This is a genomic window from Streptomyces sp. NPDC020983, from assembly GCF_044333485.1.
Taxonomy (GTDB): Bacteria; Actinomycetota; Actinomycetes; order Streptomycetales; family Streptomycetaceae; genus Actinacidiphila.
In genome coordinates this window covers 73,038-96,517 of record NZ_JBIRRA010000013.1, presented here as the reverse complement: position 1 = coordinate 96,517, position 23,480 = coordinate 73,038, and the positions used below count along the sequence as shown (strand labels likewise).

The following is a 23,480-nucleotide window of genomic DNA, read 5'->3' as shown; positions in this document are numbered from 1 at the left end:
GGCATTTCGGGCGGTGGGGGGAGTTTCGGGCATCCTGAGGAGGGTGGCGTGAAGCGCAAGCTCATCGCGGCGATCGGCGTCGCGACCATGATCGTCGGCATCGCGGCATGTGGATCGGACAAGAAGGACGACAGCAAGGCGTCGTCGGGGGGCGACAAGGGTTCCAGCGCCTCGTCCATCACCGTCTGGCTGACGGTGGACGCCCAGCACAACTGGCCGGAGCTCATCAAGACGGCTGACGACGCCCTCACCGCCAAGCACCCGGGTCTGAAGGTCAAGCACGAGTACTACGCCTGGCCGGACAAGAATGCCAAGCTGGACGCCGTGCTCGCCACCGACAAGGCACCCGACGTCGTCGAGATGGGCAACTCCGAGATGGTGCCCTACATGGCCGAGGGCGCGTTCGCCGAGGTCGACCCGTCCAAGTTCGACAACTCCGCCCAGTGGCTGGACGCCCTCAAGCAGTCCGTCACCTACGACGGCAAGACCTACGGCGTGCCCTACTACGCCGCGGCCCGTATCGCCACGTGGCGCAAGGACATCGCCGCCGCGTCCGGCATCAAGGACACCCCGAAGAACTGGACCGAGCTGACCCAGGCCCTGGACAAGATCCAGTCCAAGCAGGGCCCGAAGTTCAACGCCTGGTACCAGCCGTCGCGTGACTGGTACGCGGCCATGTCCTTCGTCTACGACGCCGGCGGCGCCATCGCCACCAACGAGGGCGGCCAGTGGAAGGGCTCGCTGGAGTCCCCGCAGGCGATCCAGGGCCTCACCGCCTGGAAGGACGCCATGGGCAAGTACATGCATGGCGACCTCACCAAGGACGAGGCGGACCGCTACATCGTCTACGGCCAGGGCAAGTCCGACCTGATCTTCGCCCCCGGCTGGGAGGGCCCGTCGGCGGCCGACCCGAAGTTCGACAAGACCGGCGGCAAGCTCAAGGACAACCTGGTCAACTTCGTGATGCCCGGCCCGTCCGGCAAGAACCTGCCGGTCTTCCTCGGCGGCTCGGACCTGGCGGTCCCGACGAAGTCGAAGAACGCCGACCTGGCGGCCGAGTGGATCAACGACTTCACCAACACGGCCGGCCAGAAGGTCCTGATGGGCAAGGGCAACCTGCCGAACAACAACACGCAGCTGGCCACGCTGAAGAGCGACCCGGCCTCCGCGGTCACCGCGACCGCCGCCGGGTCGAGCTGGTTCGTGCCGACCGCGCCCGGCTGGGGCACCGTGGAGAAGGCGCAGACCCTGCAGACCATGCTGCAGAACATCGCCACCGGCAAGGCCTCCGTCCAGGACGCGGCCAAGACGGCTGAGGAGGCCATGAACAAGGTCCTCAACGTCAAGAACTGACCATCCTCGCAACGTAGACCAGGACCGCTGAGGAGCACGTGATGAGTGCCGCCGAGACCACCACCACCAAGGTGCCGCCGCAACGGCGGCACTCATCACCTCCCGGGCAGGGCTCCGGGAGACGCCGCGCCGCACGAGGCCGCCGCCTCCACCTCAGCCGGGCGTTCACCCCCTGGCTGCTGCTGGCGCCGTGCCTCCTGGTGCTCGTGCTGGTGCTGGGCTACCCGCTGATCAAGCTGGGCGTCCTGTCCTTCCAGGACTACAAGAAGCCGCAGCTGTGGGGCTTCAAACCCGCCACCTGGGTGGGCTTCGACAACTACTCGGCCATCCTCGAGGACGGCGAGTTCTGGGACGTCGTCGTCCGCACGGTCGTCTTCGCCGGTGCCGCGGTCCTCCTCACCATGGTCCTCGGCATGCTGATCGCCCTGCTCCTCCAGCGCGTCTCCGGCTGGGTGCGGACCCTGGTGAACATCGCGCTCGTCGCGAGCTGGGCGATGCCGGTGGTCGTGGCGGTCACCGTCTTCAAGTGGATGTTCGACAGCGACTACGGCGTCGTGAACTGGGTGCTGACCAAGCTGCCGGGCGTCGACTACACCGGGCACAACTGGTTCGCCTCCGGGCCGGAGGGCCTGTCGGTGATCATGCTCCAGGTGGTGTGGGGCGCGATCCCGTTCGTCGTGATCACCCTGGGCGCCGGCCTCACCCAGGTGCCCAAGGAGCTGGAGGAGGCGGCCCGGCTCGACGGCGCCGCCGCCTTCGGGGTCTTCCGCTACGTGACCTTCCCGATCATCAAGCCGCTCGTCGTCATGATGACCACCCTCTCGGTCATCTGGGACATGGGCGTCTTCGCCCAGGTCTGGCTCATGCGCGGCGGCCACCCCGAGCCGGAGTTCCAGCTGCTGACCACCTACTCGTACGAAAAGGCCTTCGGCGTCAACGACTACGCCGCCGGCTCCGCGATCGCGCTGCTGACCGTCCTGCTGCTGCTCGGCGTCGTCGCGGTGTACATGCGGCAGATGCTGAAGATCGGAGAGGTGGAATGAGCGCCCTGACCTCGCGGCCGAGCGCCGCCCCGGTGATCACGGCCACCGCGGCCGAGCGCCGCAGGCGCAAGGCGAAGATCGGCTGGAACGCCCTCGGCCTGCTGGTCTTCGCGGTGACCGCCTTCCCGGTCTACTGGATGATCAACACGGCCTTCAAGCCGGCCAAGGACGCGATCGACCCCGAGCCGCACTTCTTCCCGTTCCCGGTGTCGCTGGAGAACTTCCGCCGCGCCCTGAACATCAGCGACTTCTGGGGGCCGGTCGAGCGCAGCCTCGTCGTCAGCGCCGCCACCGTCGTGATCGGCGCGGTCATCGGCCTGCTCGCCGCGCTCGCGATCTCCCGCTTCGCCTTCCGCGGCCGCAAGGCCGTCATCGTGGGCATCCTGACCGTGCAGATGGTCCCGCTCGTCGCGATGATCATCCCGGTCTTCCTGCTGCTCAACCAGATCCACCAGATCGACAAGCTCAGCGGCCTGGTGCTGACGTACCTGACCTTCATCCTGCCCTTCACGGTCTGGACGCTGCGCGGCTTCATCGTCAACATCCCCAAGGAGCTGGAGGAGGCCGCGATGGTGGACGGGTGCAGCCGCACCGGCGCCTTCGTCCGCGTGGTCTTCCCGCTGCTGGCCCCGGGCCTGGTCGCCACCTCCATCTACGGCTTCATCCAGGCGTGGAACGAGTTCCTCTACGCCCTGCTGGTGATGAGCCAGGAGCACGAGACGGCCACCGTGTGGCTGGGCACCTTCACCACCCAGCACGGCACCGAGTACGCCCCGATGATGGCCGGCTCCACCATGATGGGCATCCCCGTGGTGATCCTCTTCCTGCTCGTGCAGCGCAAGATGGCCGCGGGCCTGACCGCCGGGGCGGTGAAGGGATGACCGCCGCCGTCACCGGTACGGACACGCCGGCGCCGTCGCTCGTACGCGACGCGCTCACCGTCCTGCAGCCCGGCTTCGAGGGCACCGAGGCCCCCGAGTGGCTGCTGCGGCAGCTCGCCGAGGGCCTGGGCGCCGTCGCGCTGTTCGCCCGCAACATCGAATCCCCCGGGCAGCTGGCCGCGCTCACCGCCCAGCTGCGCGAGGTACGGCCGGACGTGCTCGTCGCGGCCGACGAGGAGGGCGGCGACGTCACGCGGCTGGAGGCGCGCGGCGGCTCGTCCTTCCCGGGCAACCTCGCGCTCGGCGCCGTCGACGACGTCAAGCTCACCCGGGCGGTCGCCGCCGAGCTGGGCCGCCGGCTCGCCGAGTGCGGGGTGAACCTCAACTGGGCGCCCTCCGCCGACGTCAACTCCGACCCCGACAACCCGGTGATCGGCGTGCGCTCCTTCGGCGCCGACCCCGACCTCGTCGCCCGCAACACCGCCGCCTACGTCGAGGGCCTGCAGTCCGCGGGCGTGGCCGCGTGCGTCAAGCACTTCCCCGGGCACGGCGACACCGCGGTCGACTCGCACCACGACATGCCGCGCATCGACGTCGACCTGGCGACCCTCCACGCGCGCGAGCTGGTGCCCTTCCGCGCCGCGCTCGCCGCCGGCAGCAAGGTCGTGATGAGCGCGCACATCCTCGTGCCCGCCCTCGACCCCGAACTGCCCGCGACCCTCAGCCCCGCCGCCCTCACCGGCCTGCTGCGCGCGCCCCGTGAGAGCGGCGGACTCGGCCACGACGGCCTCATCGTCACCGACGGGATGGAGATGCAGGCCATCTCGGCGACGTACGGCATCGAGCGCGGCACCGTCCTCGCGCTCGCCGCGGGCGCCGACGCCATCTGCGTCGGCGGCGGCCTCGCCGACGAGGAGACCGTGCTCGCCCTGCGCGACGCGATCGTGGCCGCCGTCGAATCCGGCGAGCTGCCCCGTGAGCGGCTCGCCGACGCGGCCGGGCGGGTCCGCGACCTCGCCGCCTGGGCGGCGGCGCAGCGGCCGGGCGCGGTGGAGGGGACCGCGCCCGGCGGTACGGTGGCGGCTCCCGGCGAGGCCTTCGGTGTCGGCCTGGAGGCCGCCCGCCGGGCCCTGCGCATCACCCGCACGCCGGACTTCACGCCGCTGGAGTCCGCCCCCTACGTGGCGGCCTTCACGCCGGTGGCCAACATCGCCGTCGGCGAGGACACCCCGTGGGGCGTCGCCGCGGAGCTCGAACGGCTGCTGCCGGGCACGGAGACCGGGACGTACCGCGCCGCGGGGAAGGCCGGGCCGGACGCCCCCGGGACCGCCGAGCGGGTGCTGGCGGCCGCGGGGGAGCGGCGGATCGTCGCCGTCGTCCGCGACGTCCACCGGCACGCGTGGATGGCCGAGGCGCTGGCCGGTGTCGTCGCCGCACGTCCCGACACGGTCGTCGTCGAGATGGGCGTCCCCCAGGCCCCGCCCACCGGAGCGCTCCACGTCGCCACCCACGGCGCCGCCCGCGTGTGCGGCGAGGCGGCCGCGGAGGCGATCGCCGGCGCCCGCTGAGCGCCCGCGGGAGCGCTCCCCCGCCCCGGACGCCGGGCCCGGCCGACACTCCTGAGCCGGGCCCGGCGTCCGGCACGCACCCCCGCTTGCCGGGGCGGTGGCATACCTCTGGCCGGCGTTCCGGGCGGGCAGGGCGGCAACTGCCCCCTCCGGGCGGTGCCGGCTCGCGCCGCGGGGGCCTGTGCGCGCAGTCGCGCACAGGCCCGTGGCGGGCTGCCCCTTCGCCGGTGACGGCTCGCGCCGCGATGGCGGGCCGGCCGCGTGGTGTCCCGCGTCGCTGATGTGTCCTGCCCGGCGTAGGGGGTGGTTCGTGCGGGGGTGGTACGGGGGCGCGGGGCCGGTGCGCGCAGCCGCCCACCGGGCCGGTGACGCCCCGCGCCCCGGTGGCGGGCCGCCCGCGCGGTTCCCCCGCGCGCTGAGGCGTACCGCCCGGCGCGAGGGGCGGCTCCTGCGGCCGGGGGCGCGGGGCCGGTGCGCGCCGCCGCGCACGGGGCCGGTGACGGGCCGCGCCCCGGTGGCGGGTCGGCCGCCACCGTTCCCCGCGCGCTGAGGCGTACCGCCCGGCGCGAGGGGCGGCTCCTGCGGCCGGGGGCGCGGGGACCGTGCGCGCAGCCGCCCACCGGCCCGGTACGAAGGCGGGCTGCCCCCTTCGGGCGGCGGGGCGCGCCCCGTCCGCGCGCGGGACGGGGGCGGGTCCCACGCGGCAGGGGCTACAGCCCCTGCCAGCGCGGCTTGGCCGCGTAGGTGGCCCGGAAGTACGGGGCGAGCTTGAGCTTGGACGCGGCGGCCTCGTCGGCGACCACGGTGGCGTGCGGGTGGAGCTGGAGCGCGGACGCCGGGACGACCGCGGCGACGGGGCCCTCGACGGTCTGGGCGACGGCCTCGGCCTTGCCCTCGCCGGTGGCGAGGAGGACGAGGTGGCGGGCCTCCAGGATCGTGCCGATGCCCTGGGTGATGACGTGGTGCGGGACCTGGTCGATGTCGCCGTCGAAGAAGCGGGCGTTGTCGACCCGGGTCTGCTCGGTGAGCGTCTTGATCCGGGTGCGGGAGGCCAGCGACGAGCAGGGCTCGTTGAAGCCGATGTGCCCGTCCGTGCCGATCCCGAGCAGCTGGAGGTCGACCCCGCCGGCGGCGGCGAGAGCCGCGTCGTACGCGTCGCAGGCGCCCTGGACGTCCTCCGCGCCGCCGTCCGGGCCCATGAAGGACTCCGGGGACAGCCCGAGCGGCTCCACGACCTCCCGCAGCACGACCGAGCGGTAGGACTCGGGGTGGCCGGCCGGCAGGCCCACGTACTCGTCCAGCTGGCAGACCCGGGTGCGGGAGACGTCCACCGCGCCGCCGCGGACCTTGGCGGCGAGCGCCTGGTAGACGGGCAGCGGGGTGGAACCCGTGGCCACCCCGAGCAGCGCGTCGGGCTTGCGGCGGATGAGCGCGGCCATGGCCTCCGCGATCACTTCGCCGCCTGCCGCGGCGTCCGGGACGATGACAACTTCCACGCTGGGCCTGCCGTTTCTGGAGCGGTGAGTGTGGTATAGACCAATCTACCAGGTGCCCGCGCGCCGGCCGAGGGGCGTTCCGCGCCCCGCCCGCGCCCCCCGTACTCCTTTGACGCGCCCCGCTCCGCGCGCGGGCCGCCGCCTCCTGTGGTCGACTGTTGGAGTGCTCCCCGGCGGGATGGAGGCGGGTGGACATGACGGACGGCACGGCGCCCCCGGGCCCGGCGCGCGGTACGGACCGGCCCGGCGCGATCATGGCCGCGGAGATGGCCGAGCAGCCCGAGGTGCTGCGGCGCATCCTCGACCGCGCGGTCCCGCAGATCACCGAGACCGCCCGCGCCGTCGCCGCACGCCGTCCCCGCTTCGTGCTGCTCAGCGCGCGCGGCACCTCCGACCACGCGGCGCTCTACGCGAAGTACCTGATCGAGGTCGAGCTCGGGCTGCCCTCCGGCCTCGCCTCGATGTCCACGATCACGGCGTACGGGGCCCGGCCGCAGCTCGCGGACGTGCTCGTGGTGGCCGTCAGCCAGTCCGGCGGCTCGCCCGACCTCTCGGCCACCACGCAGGCCGCCCGCGAGGCCGGGGCGGTCACCCTGGCTCTCACCAACAACCCGGACTCGCCGCTCGCCGAGGTCGCCGAATTCCACATCGACCTCCACGCGGGCCCCGAGCGTGCCCTCCCGGCGACGAAGACGTACACGGCGGAGCTGCTGGCCCTCTACTTCTTCGTCACCGCCCTGGGCGGCCAGGACGGCCTCCCGGCCGCGCGGGCCCTCCCCGAGCTCGCCGAGCGCGTCCTCGCCCGCGGCGACGAGGTACGCGACCTCGCGGGCCGCTACCGCTTCGCCGAGCGCATGGTCATCACGTCCCGCGGCTACGGCTACCCCACGGCCAAGGAGGCCGCCCTCAAGCTCATGGAGACCAGCTACGTGCCCGCTCTCTCCTACTCCGGGGCGGATCTGCTGCACGGGCCGCTGGCGATGGTCGACAACATCTCACCGGTCATCGCGATCGTGACCGAGGGCCGCGGCGGCCAGGCCCTCCAGCCCGTCCTGGACCGCCTCCGCAGCCGGGGGGCCGATCTCGTGGTCGTCGGCCCCGAACACGCCACCCGCTCCGCCGCCGGCGGTTTCGCCCTCCCCACGCAGGACCTCCGGGAGGCCCTGCAGCCCGTCCTCGAAATCCTGCCCCTCCAGCGCCTGGCCTACGAGATCGCCATCGCCCGCGGCCAGAACCCCGACTCCCCGCGGGCCATCGCGAAGGTGACCGAGACCCGCTGACCCCTCCGGGGAGGTGGGGAAGCCCGCGCCTGCGCCGCGGGGCACTCGTCTGCAGGCTGCTCCCGCCGCGCCGGGCAACCACCAGGGGCGCGGGGAACCGCGCGAGCAACCCCCCACCGGCCGGTGGTCCGGATCGAACGGGAGAGACCCTCTGGGCCGGTGTCCGACCCGCGCCCCGGCGGGGGCCGGCCGCTCGTTCTCCCCCGGGGCTCCGCCCGGGGGTACCCCCACGCAGGCCGTGGGGGCGCTTGGCCGGCGGGGCAGGGGAGGGGCCGGGTCTGCGGGAGGCCCGAAGACAACTTCGGGCCGCGGTGCAGAGAGGACCCTCAGCCTCGTCGCACCGCAGCCCGGAGCCTGCGCCGGCAGCCGTGGCCGGCGGGGTGTGCGGTCCCCGCGGACCCGTCAGGCGCCGACAGTGAGGCGGCGGCGTAGTCAGGGCAGAGAACGCCCCGCCTCGTTCCGTGCTCCTGTGCGGGGAGCCCGGACGTCGTGTACTGGCGCTCATTGTGGACTAGACCAATGGCCCCTGTAAACGGGTCGGCACCGATTTCGTGCCGCGCCTGAACAAAGTGTGCCTGCAAATCGCGCCGTGCGCACCCCCCCGGGGCCTGCGGGTACGCTCGCAGGCGTGCCCTCCATGAACGACCTCGTACGCGAGCACACCGCACTCGACGCCTCCGACCTGGAATGGCTGCATCTGCTGGTGTCCGAATGGCAGTTGCTGTCCGACCTGTCCTTCGCGGACCTCGTGCTGTGGGTACCCACCCGCGACGGCACGCGCTACGTCTCCGTCGCGCAGATGCGCCCCAACACCGGCCCGACGTCGTACCAGGACGACATGGTCGGCCATCTCGTGCCGCGCGGGCGGCGGCCGCTGCTGGACGCCGCGCTCGACGAGGGGCGGATCGTCCGCGAGGGCGACCCGGAGTGGCGCGAGGAGGTGCCGGTACGGGTCGAGTCGATCCCCGTGCGGCGGGACGGCCGGGTGCTGGGCGTGATCGCCCGCAACACCAACCTGCTGACCGTCCGCACGCCGAGCCGGCTGGAGCTCACGTACCTGCAGAGCGCCAGCGACCTCGCGCAGATGATCGCGGCCGGCTCCTTCCCCTTCCCGGCCGAGCAGGTCGACATGGACGCCTCGCCGCGGGCCGGCGACGGGCTGATCCGGCTGGACGCCGACGGCACCGTGCAGTACGCGAGCCCCAACGCGCTGTCCGCCTACCACCGCCTGGGGCTGGCCGCCGATCTGGTCGGGCACCACCTGGGCAAGACCACCGCCGAGCTGGCCCCGGCGTCGAGCGGGCCGGTGGACGAGGCGCTCGTCACCATGGCGAGCGGCTGGGCGCCGCGGGAGTTCGAGGTGGAGGGCGGCGACGGCGTCATCCAGCTGCGCGCGATCCCGCTCAAACCCAAGGGGGTGCGCACCGGTTCGCTGGTGCTGCTCCGCGACGTCACCGAACTGCGCCGGCGCGAGCGCGAGCTGATGACCAAGGACGCGACCATCCGGGAGATCCACCACCGGGTGAAGAACAACCTCCAGACGGTGGCCGCGCTGCTGCGGCTGCAGGCGCGCCGGATGGACTCGGCGAGTGCCCGCTCCGCGCTGGAGGAGGCGGTGCGCCGGGTCGGATCGATCGCCATCGTGCACGAGACGCTGTCCCAGACCCTCGACGAGCGGGTGGAGTTCGACGAGATCGCCGACCGGGTGCTGGCGATGGTCGCGGAGATCTCCCCGGGCCGCGTCACCGCCCGCCGCTCCGGCCGCTTCGGCGTTCTGACCGCGCGGACGGCCACCCCGCTGTCGATGGTGCTCACCGAGCTGCTGCAGAACGCCCTCGAACACGGCTTCGGGCCGGGCGAGTCGGGCTCGGTCGACATCACCGCGACCCGGGGCCGGGAGCTGATCACCATCACCGTCCAGGACGACGGGCGCGGGCTGCCGCCCGGCTTCGACGCGCAGCAGACCGGCAACCTGGGCCTGCAGATCGTCCGGACGCTCGTCGTCGGCGAGCTGGGCGGCAGTTTCGACATGGTGCCCGCCCCGGAGCGCGGCACCCGCGTCATCCTGGAACTCCCGCTCGCCGGGTGACGGTTCACCCTTTCCGGTACGGATCCCGGGGTGCCGCCCCGGCAAGCGGGCGGGCGGAACGGCACCCGGACACGCGGAAGCCCCCCGTACCGCCATTGGTACGGGGGGCTTCCGGATGCTGCGTGCTGCGCGTGGGACAGGTGCTGCGCGCTGCGGCTCGGTCGGAAGGCGTGCGCGTCAGGCGCTGGCGTTGCGGGCCCGGTTGCGGGCGGCGCGGCGCTTCATCGCGCGACGCTCGTCCTCGCTGAGGCCACCCCAGACACCGGCGTCCTGGCCACTCTCGAGCGCCCACTGCAGGCACTGCTCCATGACGGGGCAGCGGCGGCAGACGGCCTTGGCTTCCTCGATCTGCAGCAGCGCAGGACCGGTGTTGCCGATGGGGAAGAAGAGCTCAGGGTCTTCCTCGCGGCAAACGGCGCGGTGACGCCAGTCCATGGCTGCTCCAACTCCTCGTGTGACAAGCTCGTTGCTTGTGAATGTGAACGCTTTCACGAATCCCTTCACAGGGAACGGGACGCCACCCAGTCTTCACTGGTGCAGTCCCGCTGGTGTGAGGTCTCAGATTCGGGCTCTCAAGGGGGCCGGTTGGTCGGCCGTCCCGATCGCCACCTAGAGACTCGCAAACCTGGGCTGGAGATACAACCCCTTCAGGGAAGTTTTTTTTGATTCCTCGGTGTCGCGTCGATCACAGCCGTACTTCCATGGGGTGCGGGGCAGCCTAAACGTTCGAGTAAAAGGACTTTAGGCTCTTCGACTTACACAATCACACGCAGTGCACGGCGTACGCCTGTGAAGGTCGCACTCGTACGCAGTCCCAGGTGGTCACCGTCGACCTGGAAGGGCAGTGGCGCCTGCGATTGCAAGGTGAAGTCGGTCAGGTCGTGCAGTGCGACGGTGTGCTTGCCGCGCGGTCCGCGGTCCGGGGTGGAGCGGAGCAACTGTGCCGCGTAACGCGTTCCCGACAAGGCGGACATCTTTCGGATGCCCAGCAGGTCAAGCGCGGTGTCGAAAGATGCGTCGGGAGATGCGTAAATAGGACGGTTGCCCAGATATGTCCACGGTGCGGCATTGCAGACTATCGCCGTCGACAGCCCGGCGACCGGCTCCTCGTCCGGCCGCTCCAGGGTGATCGTGCCGCTCCTGCGGTTCGGGTCCGCGACGAACTGCCGGGCCACCTGCCGCAGATACAGCGCGTGGGTCGAACGCTTGCCCAGCTCCCGCTGCTGCTCGACCCGCCCCACCACCCCGGCGTCGAAGCCCAGGCCCGCGCAGAAGGTGAACCAGCGGTCCGGGACCCCTTCGTCCTCCGTCCCCGGCGTCCCGCTCACCAGCCCCAGGCCGACCGTGCGCGACGACCCGGCACGCAGCGCGTCCAGCAGGGCCCCCGTCGCCTCCACGGCGTCGTTGGGCAGCCCCAGCGCCCGCGCGAAGACGTTGGTGGAACCGCCGGGCACCACCGCGAGCTGCGGCAGCGCCTCCGGGTCGGGCCCGCGGTGCAGCAGCCCGTTGACCACCTCGTTGACCGTGCCGTCGCCGCCGAGCGAGACGACCAGCTCGATCTGGCCGCCCTCCACCGCGCGGCGCGCGAGGTCCCGCGCGTGGCCGCGGTACTCGGTCGTGGCGACCTCCAGCTTCAGGTCGCTGGCCAGTGCGGTGCTGATCACGTCGCGCACCCGGGCGCTGGTGGTGGTCGCTGCCGGGTTGACGACGAGAAGTGCACGCATGGTCGATAGCGTACCTACGGTTTTTCGGCTCGGGCTACGCTGAGTGGTGTGAGCCAGACGCCCCAGGACCCCTCCGTTCCGCCCGCCGGGCACGCCCTTACCGGGCCCGTGGCCGAGGAGCCGGCCGCCGAAGCCGCTGAAGCCGCAGGAGCCGCCGAGGCCGCGGAAGAGACCGCCGAGCCCCTGCCGGCCGCCCCGGCGCCCGGCGGCCGTGCCCGGCTGCTCGGCGCCGCCGCCATCGCGGCCCTCGAAGGACTCGTCATCGCCGTGTGGGGCGTCACCATGTTCTTCACCGGCAGTGACCACGCGGTGCTCGCCGGGCTCACCGTCCTGGTCCTCGCGGCGATCCCGCTCTCGGCGGCGTACGGACTGCGCGAGGCACGCCGCTGGAGCCGCGGGCCCGCGCTCATCATGCAGCTGCTGGCGCTGCCGGTGGCGTGGACGATGCTCCACTCCTCCGGCGGGGTGGTCGCCGGGGGCGCCGTGCTGGGCCTCCTGGCCCTGCTGGGCCTCGTCCTCCTCGCCCACCCGGCGACCACCGACGCGCTCGGCATCCGCCGGCTCAACGCGTAGGAGCCCGTCCTCGCCCCGGGCGGCGAGCGCCCTCGGGGGCGCGGGGAACCACGGGCTCAGCCCCCACCGGAGCGCGGGCCGTCACCGCCCCGCAGGGGCGGTCCGGGCCGGCGGGTGGTGGCCTGCGCGCTTCCCCGCGGCACGGGCGGGCGCCGCCCCGCGCGGGGGCGAGTCCCGGAGCCCGCCGGCGGCGGCTACTCGTCGATCAGCAGCTTGTCGCGCAGCTGCGCCAGGGTGCGCGCCAGCAGTCGGGAGACGTGCATCTGGGAGATGCCGACCTCCTGCGCGATCTGGGACTGCGTCATGTTCCCGAAGAAGCGCAGCAGGAGGATCGTCTTCTCCCGCGGCGGCAGCTGCTCCAGCAGCGGCTTGAGGGACTCGCGGTACTCGACGCCCTCCAGGGCCTCGTCCTCGGAGCCGAGGGTGTCGGCGACGGCCGGGGACTCGTCGTCGGTGTCGGGGACGTCGAGGGAGAGCGTGCTGTAGGCGTTCGCGGACTCCAGGCCCTCCAGGACCTCTTCCTCGGAGATCTTGAGGTGCTCGGCGAGCTCGTGCACGGTGGGGGCGCGGCCGTGGCGCTGGGAGAGCTCGCCGGTCGCGGTGGTGAGGGCGAGGCGGAGCTCCTGGAGGCGGCGGGGGACGCGGACGGCCCAGCCCTTGTCGCGGAAGTGCCGCTTGATCTCGCCGACGACCGTGGGCGTCGCGTACGTGGAGAACTCCACGCCGCGGTCGACGTCGAAGCGGTCCACCGACTTGATCAGGCCGATCGTGGCGACCTGGGTGAGGTCGTCGAGGGGCTCGCCGCGGTTGCGGAAGCGGCGGGCGAGGTGCTCGACCAGCGGGAGGTGCATGCGGACGAGCCGGTCGCGCAGCTCGGCCCGCTCGGGGGAGCCCTCCGGGAGCTTGTTCAGCTCGACGAAGAGGGCCCGCGCGCCGGACCGGTCCTGCGGGTCGTGCTCCTGGTCCTGGCCGTGGTCGTCGTCCCGCTCCGGCTGCCGCGGGTCGTGCGCGTGCCCCTGGTCCATCGTCGTCGCCTGCTCCGCCGCGTCTTCATCCACGTCGTTGTCGTCTGCGTGATCGACGGGGTGGGGCCGGGGCCCCTCGCCCGCCGTACGGCGCCGCTGCCGCCCGGCCGGGGCCGAGCGGTCCGTGGCCTGGGCGGGCAGGGCGGCGCGGCCGCGTGCCGCGGGCACGTCGTGCTCCGCGGGTGTGCCGGGGTTGTCGTCCCGGGACAGCTCAGCACTCATCGCGATATCCCCGTCTTCCCCGTCGATTCCTGCCCGGTTGTACCGTCCCCGGCCCGCAGCCGGACCGGGGACACGCTGGTCCGGGCGGTGCGGGCGGCGGGGCCGCCGCCGCGCCCGCCGGTGTCACGACAGCCCTGGTACGGCGCCGCGCTTCTTGTGCAGACTGATGCTGACCGTCTTGTCCTCGGCGACCGTGGAGTCCACCTCGCCGGCCAGCGCGGAGAGCACCGTCCAGGCGAAGGTGTCGCGCTCCGGTGCCCGCCCGTCGGTGGTGGGGGCCGAGACGGTCACCCACAGCGAATCCCCGACGAGCCGGAAGACGCAGCTCAGCACACTGCCGGGGACCGCCTGCTGGAGCAGGATCGCGCACGCCTCGTCGACGGCGATCCGCAGGTCCTCGATCTCGTCGAGGGTGAAGTCCAGCCGTGCCGCCAGTCCGGCCGTGGCCGTCCGCAACACCGACAGATACGCCCCTGCCGCGGGCAGCCGGACCTCGACGAAGTCCTTCGACCCGGGGTCGCCTGCGCTCTGGGACACCCTCACCTCCACGGTGGCACACAGTGATTGCTCTGGTTCGCAGCGACGCTATCGCGATCCGCGCCCCGCTGTCGCCCGGACGGAGGACGGTCGCCGCCATGGGTGAACCGGTCCGCCGGTCGCGCGGGGTGCGGGCGCGCTGCCGCCCTGTCACCCATGGTAAGCGCAAGGGCACGGACGGTCTGTCCGGGGTGGGGGTCTCAATTCGCATACGGACCCGCCGGGTTGCCGCCGTCCGCGGGCGCGGGTGCCTGGGCGGCCAGCGCGGCCAGGGCGGGCCCGGTCAGCCGCTGCACGGTCCACTCGTCCTGCGGGCGGGCGCCGACGGCGCGGTAGACGGCGAGCGCCTTCTCGTTCCAGTCGAGCACCGCCCACTCGAAGCGCGACCAGCCGCGCGCCACGCAGATCGCGGCGAGCGCGGACAGCAGCGCCTTGCCGTGCCCGGCCCCGCGCGCCTGCGGACGTACGAACAGGTCCTCCAGGTAGAGCCCGGGGGTGCCGGTCCAGGTGGAGAAGTTGCGGAACCACAGGGCGAAGCCGACCGGCTCGCCGCTCGCGTCGTCCGCGGCGATGAGCGCGTGGGCGGCGGGGTCGGGGCCGAAGAGGGCTTCGCGCAGCTGCTCCTCGGTGGCCCGGGCCTCGTCCAGCGCCTTCTCGTACTCCGCGAGTTCGCGGATCAGGGCGTGCAGGACGGGTACGTCGGCGGGGGTCGCGGGGCGGATCATGCCCCAAGATTACGGTCGCCTCATGTGACGGGCCCAAGGGGCGCAACCGAACGCGTCAGCCGGTGATCACCGCGGCGACGCGGGTCCCCGGCGGGAAGGCGCCCTCGGCGGCGAGGGTCACGACGCCGTGCAGCATCTTCGCGACGTACACCGGCTCGGGCGCCAGGCCGTGCCGGGCGGCGAAGCCGGCCGCGAAGGCGGCCAGCTCGGGCGTGGTGCGGGCGAAGCCGCCGTGGTGGAAGCGGGGTTCCAGCCGCCAGCGGCCGCGCCGGGCGCCGTACGCGGCCTGCTGCAGACGCAGCACCTCCGCGTCGAGGAAGCCGCCGCGCAGCACGGGGAAACCCAGGGCCTGCGTATCCTCCAGCCCCGCGGCCAGGCCCGCGAGCGTGCCGCCCGTCCCGCACGCGACGGCCACCACGTCGGCGGCGCCGCGCAGCTCCCGGCCGAGCTCCTCGCAGCCCCGTACCGCGGCCGCGTTGGAGCCGCCCTCCGGGAGGACGTAGGCGCGCCCGTGGCGGGCCAGCAGCGCGGCCAGCACCTCGGGGGAGTCCTTGCGGCGGTAGGCCGCGCGGTCGGTGAAGTCCAGCTCCATGCCGTCGGCGGCGGCCTGCGCGAGCGACGGGTTGAGCGGCCGGCCGGCCAGCTCGTCGCCGCGGACGACGCCGACCGTGCGCAGCCCCAGCAGCCGTCCGGCGGCGGCGACCGCGCGCAGGTGGTTGGAGTAGGCGCCGCCGAAGGTGAGCAGCGTGTCGTGGCCCTGCTCCAGGGCGGCGGCGAGGTTGGGCCGCAGCTTGCGGAACTTGTTGCCGGGCAGCGCGGGGTGCACCAGGTCGTCGCGCTTGAGCAGCAGCCGCACCCCGTGCCGGGACAGCCGCTCGTCGGCGACCTCGACGAGCGGCGAGGGCGGCCTCGGGCCGAGCGGCGAGGGCGGGGGAGGGGCGGGGGCGCTCACCCGGACATTGTCCCCCGTGTGTCACACGGACGTGTGACACGCGTAGCGCGGTCCGGGGCGTCCCGGGGTGCCCGGCGCGGGCTGTCCACGAATCGGGATATCCCACCCGCGCGTCCCAGAAGCAGGTTTGGCGGGTGCATCCTTGGTGGGGTGTACCACATAGTCCAGGAACCACCCACCGACCGGTCCCTCGACGCCACTGCGCCCAGTGACTCGGCCGACGCCCTCACCGCGATGGTGCGGGGGCTGATGCCCTCGCTCACCCCCGCCGCCGCCCGGATCGCCACGCTGATCGTGGAGGACCCGGCGCAGGTGGCCCGCAGCACGATCTCCGAACTGAGCGCGCTGGCCGGCACCAGCGAGTCGTCGATCGTCCGCACCGCCCGCGCGCTCGGCTTCGCCGGCTACCCCGAGCTGCGGCTCGCGCTCGCGGTGTCCGCCGCCAAGCAGGAGCCGCGCTCGACGCTCAGCTCGGGCATCAGCCCGGACGACTCGGCGGCGACGGTCATCGGCAAGCTCGTCCACACCGAGACCCAGGCCGTCCGCGAGACGGCGACCCAGCTCGACCCCGAGGCGCTGGACGGTGCGGTGCGCGCGGTGTGCGGCGGCGGGCAGCTGCACATCGCCGGTGTCGGCGCCTCCGGGCTGGTCGCCCAGGACCTCCAGCAGAAGCTGGCGCGTATCGGCCGGCCCTGCCACGCCCACACCGACTCCCAGTCGGCGCTGACCAGCGCGGTGCTGCTGGGCGCGGGCGACGTCTTCCTCGCGGTGTCGCACTCCGGCGAGAGCCGCGACGTCCTGGAGCCCCTGCGGCGGGCCGCCGCCGAGGGCGCCACGACCGTGGTGATCACCAACCACCCGCTGTCGACGGCGGCCAGGACCGCCGACCACGTGCTGGTCTCGGCGGGCCGCGAGACGACCTTCCGGCCGGGCGCGATGGCCTCGCGGATCAGCCAGCTCGTGGTCGTCGACTGCCTGTTCGTGTGCGTGGCGCAGCGCACGTACGAGAAGTCCTCGCGCGCCCTGCACCTGACGCACGAGGCCCTGGAGTCCGACCGCCCGGCCTGAGCCCGGGAGCTGGACGGCGCCCACCCGCGGTCCCCCGCGCCCCCCATCGGCGCGGGGAACCGCGGGGCGTCAGCCGGCGGGGACGAGGTCCACGTCGGCGGCGTTCACGAAGGCGACCCGGTGGTTGTAGACGATCTCGTACACCTTGGTCTGCCCGAGGAAGTCGTGCCGGTCGTACGGCGCGGAGCCGTCGTAGTAGAGGGCGAAGTAGGAGTCGGTGCGCACCGCGGGACCCGCGGCGACGTAGGACTGGCCCGCCGGGATCGTGTACTTGGCGCGGGGCAGCTGCGGGCGCGGGGCGGTGCCGCCCTCGAAGGCGACGAAGTCCGCGGGGTAGGCGGACGCCTCCGGGTAGGCCGTGGTGTAGACGGGCACCGAGGCCCGCCCCGGCTTGGGCACGATCCGCGCGGCGCTCACCGGCACCGTCGACGGGTGCGCGGCGGAGTCCTGGAGCCACGCCTCGGTGCCGCCCCACCAGATCGCCGTCCAGCCCGGCACGCGGTCGGCGACGACGTACCTCTCGCCGGCGGGCGCCTTGTCGCCCCAGTCGTTCATGGCCGTCGTCCCGGCCGAGCCGTCCGGGTGCAGGTAGGGGTCGGCGACCAGCGGCGCGCCGGTGCTGGGCGCGGTGTGCAGCGGCACGAAGGACGCGGGCCGGTCGGGCGCGGCCACCGGGCAGTCGAAGCTGCGGTAGGGGCCGGGGAACTGCTTGTAGCCCTGCACGTCGTCGCAGTAGGTCGTGGACTGGAGGTTGTGCGCGTAGCCGGGCCTGATCGCGACGGTGTCGCTGCCGGCGGGCGCGGTCGCCCGGACGGGTGCGCCCAGCAGGTCGAAGAAGTGCTCCCAGTCCCAGCCCGGGCCCGGGTCCCAGTGCTGGGTGGCGACACCCGCCTCGCTGCCGCCCGGGATGTTGTCGTGGCCGAGGATGTGCGCGCGGTCCAGCGGGATGTCGTACTTCGCGGCCAGGTAGCGCACCAGCGAGGCGGTCGAGCGGTAGAGCGGCTCGCTGAACCAGGTGGCCCCGTGGGTGGCCCACGCCTCCTGCTCGATGGCGACGGAGTGCTGGTAGAAGGAGCGGTTGGCGCTGTCCCAGGCGATGTCCTTCGTGGGGATCATCTGGGTGACGTGGCCGTCGCCGGACCGTACGACGTAGTGCGCGCCGGCCGCGTAGGTCGGGTCGCGGAAGAGGTCGAGGGTGCCGTCGTAGGTCTCGTCGGTGCTGTGCAGGGTGATGTAGCGGATGTCGAGGTCGCCGTTCGGGCGGTCGGCGAGGTCGTGGCTGCCGTAGTCGGCCGGGTCGGCCGGGTCGAGCAGGGTGTACGCGCCGGGGATGACGTCGCAGTGCAGCGACTCCGGGCATTCGGCGGGAGTGCTGCTCCTCGGCGGTGTCACCTCCGTGAGACCGAGCTTGCGCACGTCGCCCCGGTCCGGGTGCAGGTGGCGCACGGGGGCGAGCGTGACCAGCCGCCCGTCGTCGGTGGTGCGGGAGGCGCCCGCGGCCATCGTGGACCACACCCCGTCGGCGAAGACCTGGGCGACGGTGTCCTCGGTGGACCGGCTGTAGCGGGCGGCCGCCGCGTACCAGCCGTCGGTGGTGCGCGGCAGCCGCCCGTGGCCGTAGCCGCGTGCGTAGGAGGCCAGCAGCGCGGCGCCGCCGCGGATGTTCTGCGCCTCGTCGCCGGTGACGGCCGCGGTGTCCGTGCCCAGCAGCGCGGCAGCGGCGGCCGCGGTGTGCTCGGCGGGGGCGGTGAGCAGGTCGGCGTAGCGCGGGGACTGCGTGCTCAGGCCGTCGCCGTCGAGGGTGGCGGCGGTCAGGTCGGTGAGGTTCATCGGGCCGTATCCCGCCTCGGCGTTGGGCAGGCCGGAGTGCGCCTCCCAGCGCGTCTCCTCGTACGACACCGCCTCCAGGACGGGCAGCGGCACGCCGAACTCCCGTGCCGCCGCCGTGAACTCCGCCTGCCGGTCGGACTGCGGGCCGGCCGCCCCGGCGGTCGCCGCGCCGCCCGCGGCACTCGTGAGCCCGCCGAGCAGGGCCAGTGCAGCGGCCAGCGTCAGGGCGCGGGTGTGGCGGGCGGGGCGGTGCGGGCGGCGCGGCATTCAGGCTCCCTCGCGGTGCGGGGTGGGGCGTGCGGTGAGCGTCGGAGAGATACGTGCAGTGCGCAGCCTGACGAGCCCGAGCGGCAACGAGCAACACCCGTGGCGTAAATCCTGGAAGTTTTTGCCAGACCCTTGGCGAGGGGGCGGCGGGCCCCGCGCCGGGCGGGGCGGCCGGACGGCGGTGCCGGCGGCGGACCGGCCCGCCCCGTACGGGGGGCGGGCCGGCCGACTGCGGCACCCCCGTCCGCCGGTACGGGGAGCCGGCGCGCGGGGGTGCCCGGGGTGCCGGGTGTCACTCCGGACGCCCTTAAGACCGCGGCGTCCCGGAATCCGTGACACCTTGCCGGTGTGACGCTCGTCACATCCCCGCCGGGTCCGCGAGGTGCCGCTCAGCGGCGGGCGACGCCCTCCGCGCGGGCCGCGGCCGCGACCGCGGCCGCCACCGCGGGTGCCACCCGCGGGTCGAAGGGCGAGGGGATGACGCACTCCGCGCTCAGCTCGGCCGCGACCACGCCCGCCAGCGCCTCGGCGGCGGCGAGCTTCATGCTCTCGGTGATGGCGCGGGCCCGCACCTGGAGGGCGCCGGCGAAGATGCCGGGGAAGGCCAGCACGTTGTTGATCTGGTTCGGGAAGTCGCTGCGCCCGGTCGCGACGACGGCGGCGTGCCGGCGTGCCACGTCCGGGTGGACCTCCGGTGTCGGGTTGGCCATGGCGAAGACGAAGGCGCCCTTCGCCATGCCGGCGACCGCCTCCTCGGCGACCGTGCCGCCGGACACCCCGATGAAGACGTCCGCGCCCGCGAGGGCGTCCTCCAGCGACCCGGACAGCCCCGCGCGGTTCGTGTACGACGCCAGCTCGCGCTTGACCGGGTTGAGGTCGTCGCGGCCGGCGTGGACCACGCCCCCGCGGTCCGCCACCGCGACGTCCCCGATGCCCGCCTCGCACAGGATGCGCGCGATGGCCACGCCCGCCGCCCCGGCGCCGGAGATCACGGCCCGCAGCTCGCCGAGCCGGCGCCCGGTCAGGGCGGCGGCGTTGCGCAGCGCGGCGAGCGTGACGACCGCGGTGCCGTGCTGGTCGTCGTGGAAGACCGGGATGTCCAGCCGCTCCTTGAGCCGCCGCTCGATCTCGAAGCAGCGCGGTGCCGAGATGTCCTCCAGGTTCACCCCGCCGAAGGACGGGGCGAGCCGGACGACGGTCTCCACGATCTCGTCGACGTCCGTGCAGTCCAGTGCGATGGGCACCGCGTCGACCCCGCCGAACTGCTTGAAGAGGATCGCCTTGCCCTCCATGACCGGCAGCGAGGCGCGCGGGCCGATGTCGCCCAGGCCCAGCACGGCGGTGCCGTCGGTGACCACGGCCACCGCCTGCGACGTCCAGGTGTAGTCGTGCACCAGCTCGGGCTGTTCGGCGATGGCCGTGCAGACCTCGGCCACCCCGGGCGTGTAGGCGAGCGACAGGTCGGCGGCGTCCCGCACCGGCACGGTGGAGGCGATCTCCATCTTGCCGCCGCGGTGCAGGGCGAAGACCGGATCGAGCGGGATGTCCTCCGCGTCGCCGGCGGTATCGCCGTCCGTCCTGGGATTGACGGTCTCGATTGCCACGTGTTGACCCCTTTGTCAGTGGTTGAGGGAAATGCTCCCCCGTGCGCGCGACGCGCGCGCACGGAAGGGAGGCGGGCCGGCGTCCTGCCCACGTCGAACGAGTGAGCGAATCGGCGGACTGGGGACGCCTGGTGCGCCGCACGCGCACCGGCCCCGGATGAGGGGTGAGAATCCGTTCTACCGGATGACTGTTTCAGGGAGCCGCAACCGTGCGTGGCCGTGCGGCCCTGACAGGCATGGCCCCATCGTGGTCCTGCCGTGGTGTGCCGGCCCGATGGGAGCCCGGGGATCGCCCGTTATGCGATTTTGACACAACCGGGACCCCGAGCGGCGCAGTCCGGATGGCAAGATGCACAGATCACACACGGTGGCGACACTCGAAGGCGTGTGCCAGCCCCTTTGCACCACGACTCACCTCTTCAGGAGGACACAGCGATGACGGCACGCATGTCCAGGCGTACCACCGCCCTGTCCCGGCTCAGTGCGGTCGCCGCCGTCGCGGCGGCCGGCGCCCTGGTACTCACCGGGTGCGGCGACCAGACCAAGGACGACTCGCCCGCTGCGGGCAGCAGCCCCTCCACGGCCGCCGGCGGCGCCACGACCAGCGCGGCTGCCGACTCGCTGTTCGCCAAGCTGCCGCAGAAGTACCAGTCCTCGAAGGTCATCCAGGTCGGTACGGACGCCTCGTACGCCCCGATGGAGCAGACCAAGGACGGCCAGATCGTCGGCATCGACCCCGACATCGGCGCGGCGCTCGGCGAGAAGCTCGGGGTGACGTTCAAGTTCACCAACGGCAAGTTCGACGGGCTCATCACCTCGCTCCAGACCGGCCGTTCGGACATCGTGATGTCCGCTATGAGCGACACCAAGGCCCGCCAGCAGGGTCTGGACGACAAGGGCAAGACGATCGGCAAGGGCGTCGACTTCGTCGACTACTACAACTCCGGCTCCTCGCTGCTGGTGCGCAAGGGCAACCCGAAGGGCGTCAAGGCACTCGCCGACCTGTGCGGCATGACGGTGGCCGTGCAGCGCGGCACGATCTACGAGGACGCCTTCAAGAAGCAGAAGACCGCGTGCGGCGCCAAGGGCCTGACCATCCAGGCCTTCGACACCGACGCCGAGGCGCAGACCCGGGTCAAGGCCGGCGGCGCCGTCGCCGACCTCAACGACACCCCGGTGGCCGCCTACATCGCCCAGACCTCCGGCAACGGCACCGACTTCGAGGTGGCGGGTGCCCCCTCCGACGCCGGGCCCTTCGGTATCGCGGTGAGCAAGGACGACCCGCAGCTGCGGGACGCGCTGAAGGCCGCCATGGACGCGATCGTCGCGGACGGCACCTACGCGAAGATCCTGCAGAAGTGGAACGCCTCCAGCGGCGCGATCCCCACCGTCTCGATCAACGGCGGCTCGTGACGTGAGCGGGACGTCCGCCGGCCGCGTCCCCGAGGACGCGGCCGGCCCCTCCACGGAACCCGCCCCCGCCCCCGCCGGGGTGCCGTACGAGGCCATCCGGGCCGTCCCGGTACGGCACTACGGGCGGTGGGCCGCCGCCGTCGTCGTGGTGGCGCTGCTGGGCTGGCTGGCGTACGGCTTCTCCCAGGGCGAGATCATCTGGCACACGGTCGGGATCAAGCTCTTCGACCACACCGTGCTCACCGGCGTCTGGCACACCGTGCTGATCTCGGTGTGCGCGATGGCCATGGGCCTGGTGCTCGGCGTGCTGTTCGCCGTGATGCGGCTGTCGAAGAACCCGGTGACCGGCGCGGTCGCGTGGCTGTACATCTGGTTCTTCCGCGGCACCCCGGTGTACGTGCAGCTGCTGATGTGGTTCAACCTGTCGTTGATCTTCCACACGATCAACCTGATGCCGCTGTACAAGAACGACACCGTCGCCGTCATGACGCCCTTCGTGGCCGCCCTGCTGGGCCTGGGCCTCAACGAGGGCGCGTACATGGCCGAGATCGTCCGGGCCGGCATCCAGTCGGTCGACGAGGGCCAGACGGAGGCCGCGCACGCGCTCGGCATGACCGGGCCGCGGACGATGGGCCGGATCGTGCTGCCGCAGGCGATGCGGGTGATCATCCCGCCGACCGGCAACGAGTTCATCAACATGCTCAAGACGTCGTCGCTGGTGTCGGTCGTGCAGTACTCCGAGTTGCTGCGCGCCACGTCCGACATCGGGGTCGGCTCCAACGCCATCATGGAGATGTTCTTCGTCGCGTCGCTCTGGTACCTGGCGCTGACCAGCGTCTTCAGTGTCGGCCAGTTCTACCTGGAGCGGCGTTTCGCGCGCGGCTCGCAGCGCTCGCTGCCGCTCACGCCGTGGCAGAAGGTCAGGGCGAACCTGGCCGGCGCGGCCACCCTGCGACGACCGAAGGTGACCTGACCCGTGAGTACTCCCAGCCTCGACAAGTCCGTGCCGCCCGCCTCCGGGGTGGAGCCCATGGTGCGGGCCGAGAGTGTGCACAAGTCCTTCGGAGCCGCGCACATCCTCAAGGGCATCGACCTCCAGGTCGCCCCCGGCGAGGTGTGCTGCCTCATCGGCCCGTCCGGCTCCGGCAAGTCCACCTTCCTGCGCTGCATCAACCACCTGGAGAAGATCAACGCCGGGCGGCTGTACGTGGACGGCATGCTCGTCGGCTACCGGCAGCGCGGCGACCGGCTCCACGAGCTGCGCGACCGCGAGGTCGCCGCCGGACGGCGCGGCATCGGCATGGTCTTCCAGCGCTTCAACCTCTTCCCCCACATGACGGCGCTGGAGAACGTCATGGAGGGCCCCGTCCAGGTCAAGCGCGAGTCCCGGGCGGCCGCCCGGGAGCGGGCCGGGGCGCTGCTGGAGCGGGTGGGCCTGGCCGACAAGGCCGCGAACTACCCCGCGCAGCTCTCCGGCGGCCAGCAGCAGCGGGTGGCCATCGCCCGGGCCCTGGCCATGGAGCCCAAGCTCATGCTCTTCGACGAGCCGACCTCCGCGCTCGACCCGGAGCTGGTCGGCGACGTCCTGGACGTCATGCGCGGGCTCGCCGAGGACGGTATGACCATGATCGTGGTGACCCACGAGATGGGCTTCGCGCGCGAGGCCGGCGACTCGCTCGTCTTCATGGACGACGGTGTCGTGGTCGAGTCCGGCCGGCCGCGCGAGGTGCTGGCCGACCCGCAGCACGAGCGCACCCGGGCGTTCCTGTCCAAGGTGCTCTAGGACGGGTGCCGCCGGGCGGCCGGCCCCGGGCGTGTCGTCTGGCGTAA

20 protein-coding genes are annotated in these 23,480 nt (G+C 73.0%); 11 read left to right on the top strand and 9 right to left on the bottom strand.

Features of this window, described 5'->3' with window-relative positions; all coding sequences use genetic code 11:
- Positions 1 to 48 precede the first annotated feature (48 nt).
- The 4 genes from ACH4SE_RS26980 to ACH4SE_RS26965 are packed head-to-tail and all read left to right on the top strand — an operon-like array spanning position 49 to position 4,845.
- A complete protein-coding gene (locus ACH4SE_RS26980) occupies positions 49 to 1,353 on the top strand; it encodes an extracellular solute-binding protein (RefSeq protein ID WP_398546071.1) in 1,305 nt (434 codons plus the stop codon).
- A gap of 41 nt (positions 1,354 to 1,394) precedes the next feature.
- Entirely contained in the window at positions 1,395 to 2,396 is a 1,002-nt protein-coding gene (locus ACH4SE_RS26975; protein ID WP_398546070.1) for a carbohydrate ABC transporter permease, read from the top strand.
- Positions 2,393 to 3,277, top strand: a complete 885-nt coding sequence (locus ACH4SE_RS26970) for a carbohydrate ABC transporter permease (protein WP_398546069.1) — start codon at positions 2,393 to 2,395, stop codon at positions 3,275 to 3,277. The genes ACH4SE_RS26975 and ACH4SE_RS26970 overlap by 4 nt, the downstream gene beginning before the upstream one ends.
- Complete coding sequence (locus ACH4SE_RS26965) at positions 3,274 to 4,845, top strand: glycoside hydrolase family 3 protein (protein ID WP_398546068.1); 1,572 nt, start codon at positions 3,274 to 3,276, stop codon at positions 4,843 to 4,845. The genes ACH4SE_RS26970 and ACH4SE_RS26965 overlap by 4 nt, the downstream gene beginning before the upstream one ends.
- Positions 4,846 to 5,555: 710 nt before the next feature.
- Here the strand turns inward: ACH4SE_RS26965 and nagB are convergent.
- On the bottom strand, positions 5,556 to 6,341 hold the full coding sequence (nagB, locus tag ACH4SE_RS26960; protein ID WP_398546067.1) for a glucosamine-6-phosphate deaminase: 786 nt from the start codon (positions 6,339 to 6,341) through the stop codon (positions 5,556 to 5,558).
- A 194-nt stretch (positions 6,342 to 6,535) separates the two neighbouring features.
- On the opposite strand from nagB, the gene ACH4SE_RS26955 reads away from it, so the two are divergent.
- Entirely contained in the window at positions 6,536 to 7,621 is a 1,086-nt protein-coding gene (locus ACH4SE_RS26955) for an SIS domain-containing protein (protein WP_398546066.1), read from the top strand.
- A 637-nt stretch (positions 7,622 to 8,258) separates the two neighbouring features.
- The gene (locus ACH4SE_RS26950; protein WP_398546198.1) at positions 8,259 to 9,710 is read left to right on the top strand and encodes a sensor histidine kinase; all 1,452 of its coding nucleotides are present in this window, start codon (positions 8,259 to 8,261) and stop codon (positions 9,708 to 9,710) included.
- Positions 9,711 to 9,887: 177 nt separating this feature from the next.
- Here ACH4SE_RS26950 and ACH4SE_RS26945 read toward each other — a convergent pair whose 3' ends face one another.
- On the bottom strand, positions 9,888 to 10,145 hold the full coding sequence (locus tag ACH4SE_RS26945; RefSeq protein ID WP_031520293.1) for a WhiB family transcriptional regulator: 258 nt from the start codon (positions 10,143 to 10,145) through the stop codon (positions 9,888 to 9,890).
- A gap of 320 nt (positions 10,146 to 10,465) precedes the next feature.
- On the bottom strand, positions 10,466 to 11,434 hold the full coding sequence (locus ACH4SE_RS26940; RefSeq protein ID WP_398546065.1) for a diacylglycerol/lipid kinase family protein: 969 nt from the start codon (positions 11,432 to 11,434) through the stop codon (positions 10,466 to 10,468).
- Positions 11,435 to 11,482: 48 nt separating this feature from the next.
- Here ACH4SE_RS26940 and ACH4SE_RS26935 point away from each other — a divergent pair, with 48 nt between their 5' ends.
- Entirely contained in the window at positions 11,483 to 12,007 is a 525-nt protein-coding gene (locus ACH4SE_RS26935) for a hypothetical protein (protein ID WP_398546064.1), read from the top strand.
- Between the two features lie 194 nt (positions 12,008 to 12,201).
- Here ACH4SE_RS26935 and ACH4SE_RS26930 read toward each other — a convergent pair whose 3' ends face one another.
- From ACH4SE_RS26930 to ACH4SE_RS26915, 4 genes are all read right to left on the bottom strand, one after another.
- Entirely contained in the window at positions 12,202 to 13,254 is a 1,053-nt protein-coding gene (locus tag ACH4SE_RS26930) for an RNA polymerase sigma factor SigF (protein ID WP_398546063.1), read from the bottom strand.
- A 123-nt stretch (positions 13,255 to 13,377) separates the two neighbouring features.
- On the bottom strand, positions 13,378 to 13,791 hold the full coding sequence (locus ACH4SE_RS26925) for an anti-sigma regulatory factor (protein ID WP_398546062.1): 414 nt from the start codon (positions 13,789 to 13,791) through the stop codon (positions 13,378 to 13,380).
- A gap of 200 nt (positions 13,792 to 13,991) precedes the next feature.
- Positions 13,992 to 14,516, bottom strand: a complete 525-nt coding sequence (locus ACH4SE_RS26920; protein ID WP_398546061.1) for a GNAT family N-acetyltransferase — start codon at positions 14,514 to 14,516, stop codon at positions 13,992 to 13,994.
- A 55-nt stretch (positions 14,517 to 14,571) separates the two neighbouring features.
- Positions 14,572 to 15,468: a 1-aminocyclopropane-1-carboxylate deaminase/D-cysteine desulfhydrase gene (locus ACH4SE_RS26915; RefSeq protein WP_398546060.1), complete on the bottom strand. Its 897-nt coding sequence runs from the start codon at positions 15,466 to 15,468 to the stop codon at positions 14,572 to 14,574.
- A gap of 150 nt (positions 15,469 to 15,618) precedes the next feature.
- Between ACH4SE_RS26915 and ACH4SE_RS26910 the strand changes: the two genes are divergently transcribed.
- Entirely contained in the window at positions 15,619 to 16,536 is a 918-nt protein-coding gene (locus ACH4SE_RS26910) for a MurR/RpiR family transcriptional regulator (protein WP_398546059.1), read from the top strand.
- Positions 16,537 to 16,605: 69 nt separating this feature from the next.
- Here the strand turns inward: ACH4SE_RS26910 and ACH4SE_RS26905 are convergent, their stop codons facing one another.
- On the bottom strand, positions 16,606 to 18,633 hold the full coding sequence (locus ACH4SE_RS26905; protein WP_398546058.1) for an N-acetylmuramoyl-L-alanine amidase: 2,028 nt from the start codon (positions 18,631 to 18,633) through the stop codon (positions 16,606 to 16,608).
- Positions 18,634 to 19,022: 389 nt separating this feature from the next.
- Entirely contained in the window at positions 19,023 to 20,237 is a 1,215-nt protein-coding gene (locus tag ACH4SE_RS26900; protein ID WP_398546057.1) for an NADP-dependent malic enzyme, read from the bottom strand.
- A 435-nt stretch (positions 20,238 to 20,672) separates the two neighbouring features.
- Here ACH4SE_RS26900 and ACH4SE_RS26895 point away from each other — a divergent pair, with 435 nt between their 5' ends.
- Genes ACH4SE_RS26895 through ACH4SE_RS26885 form a run of 3 tightly spaced genes read left to right on the top strand, consistent with a single transcriptional unit; the run spans position 20,673 to position 23,433 of the window.
- Positions 20,673 to 21,650, top strand: a complete 978-nt coding sequence (locus ACH4SE_RS26895; RefSeq protein WP_398546056.1) for an ABC transporter substrate-binding protein — start codon at positions 20,673 to 20,675, stop codon at positions 21,648 to 21,650.
- A gap of 1 nt (position 21,651) precedes the next feature.
- Positions 21,652 to 22,623, top strand: a complete 972-nt coding sequence (locus ACH4SE_RS26890; protein ID WP_398546055.1) for an amino acid ABC transporter permease — start codon at positions 21,652 to 21,654, stop codon at positions 22,621 to 22,623.
- 57 nt (positions 22,624 to 22,680) lie between these two features.
- The gene (locus tag ACH4SE_RS26885; RefSeq protein WP_398546197.1) at positions 22,681 to 23,433 is read left to right on the top strand and encodes an amino acid ABC transporter ATP-binding protein; all 753 of its coding nucleotides are present in this window, start codon (positions 22,681 to 22,683) and stop codon (positions 23,431 to 23,433) included.
- Positions 23,434 to 23,480 lie beyond the last annotated feature (47 nt).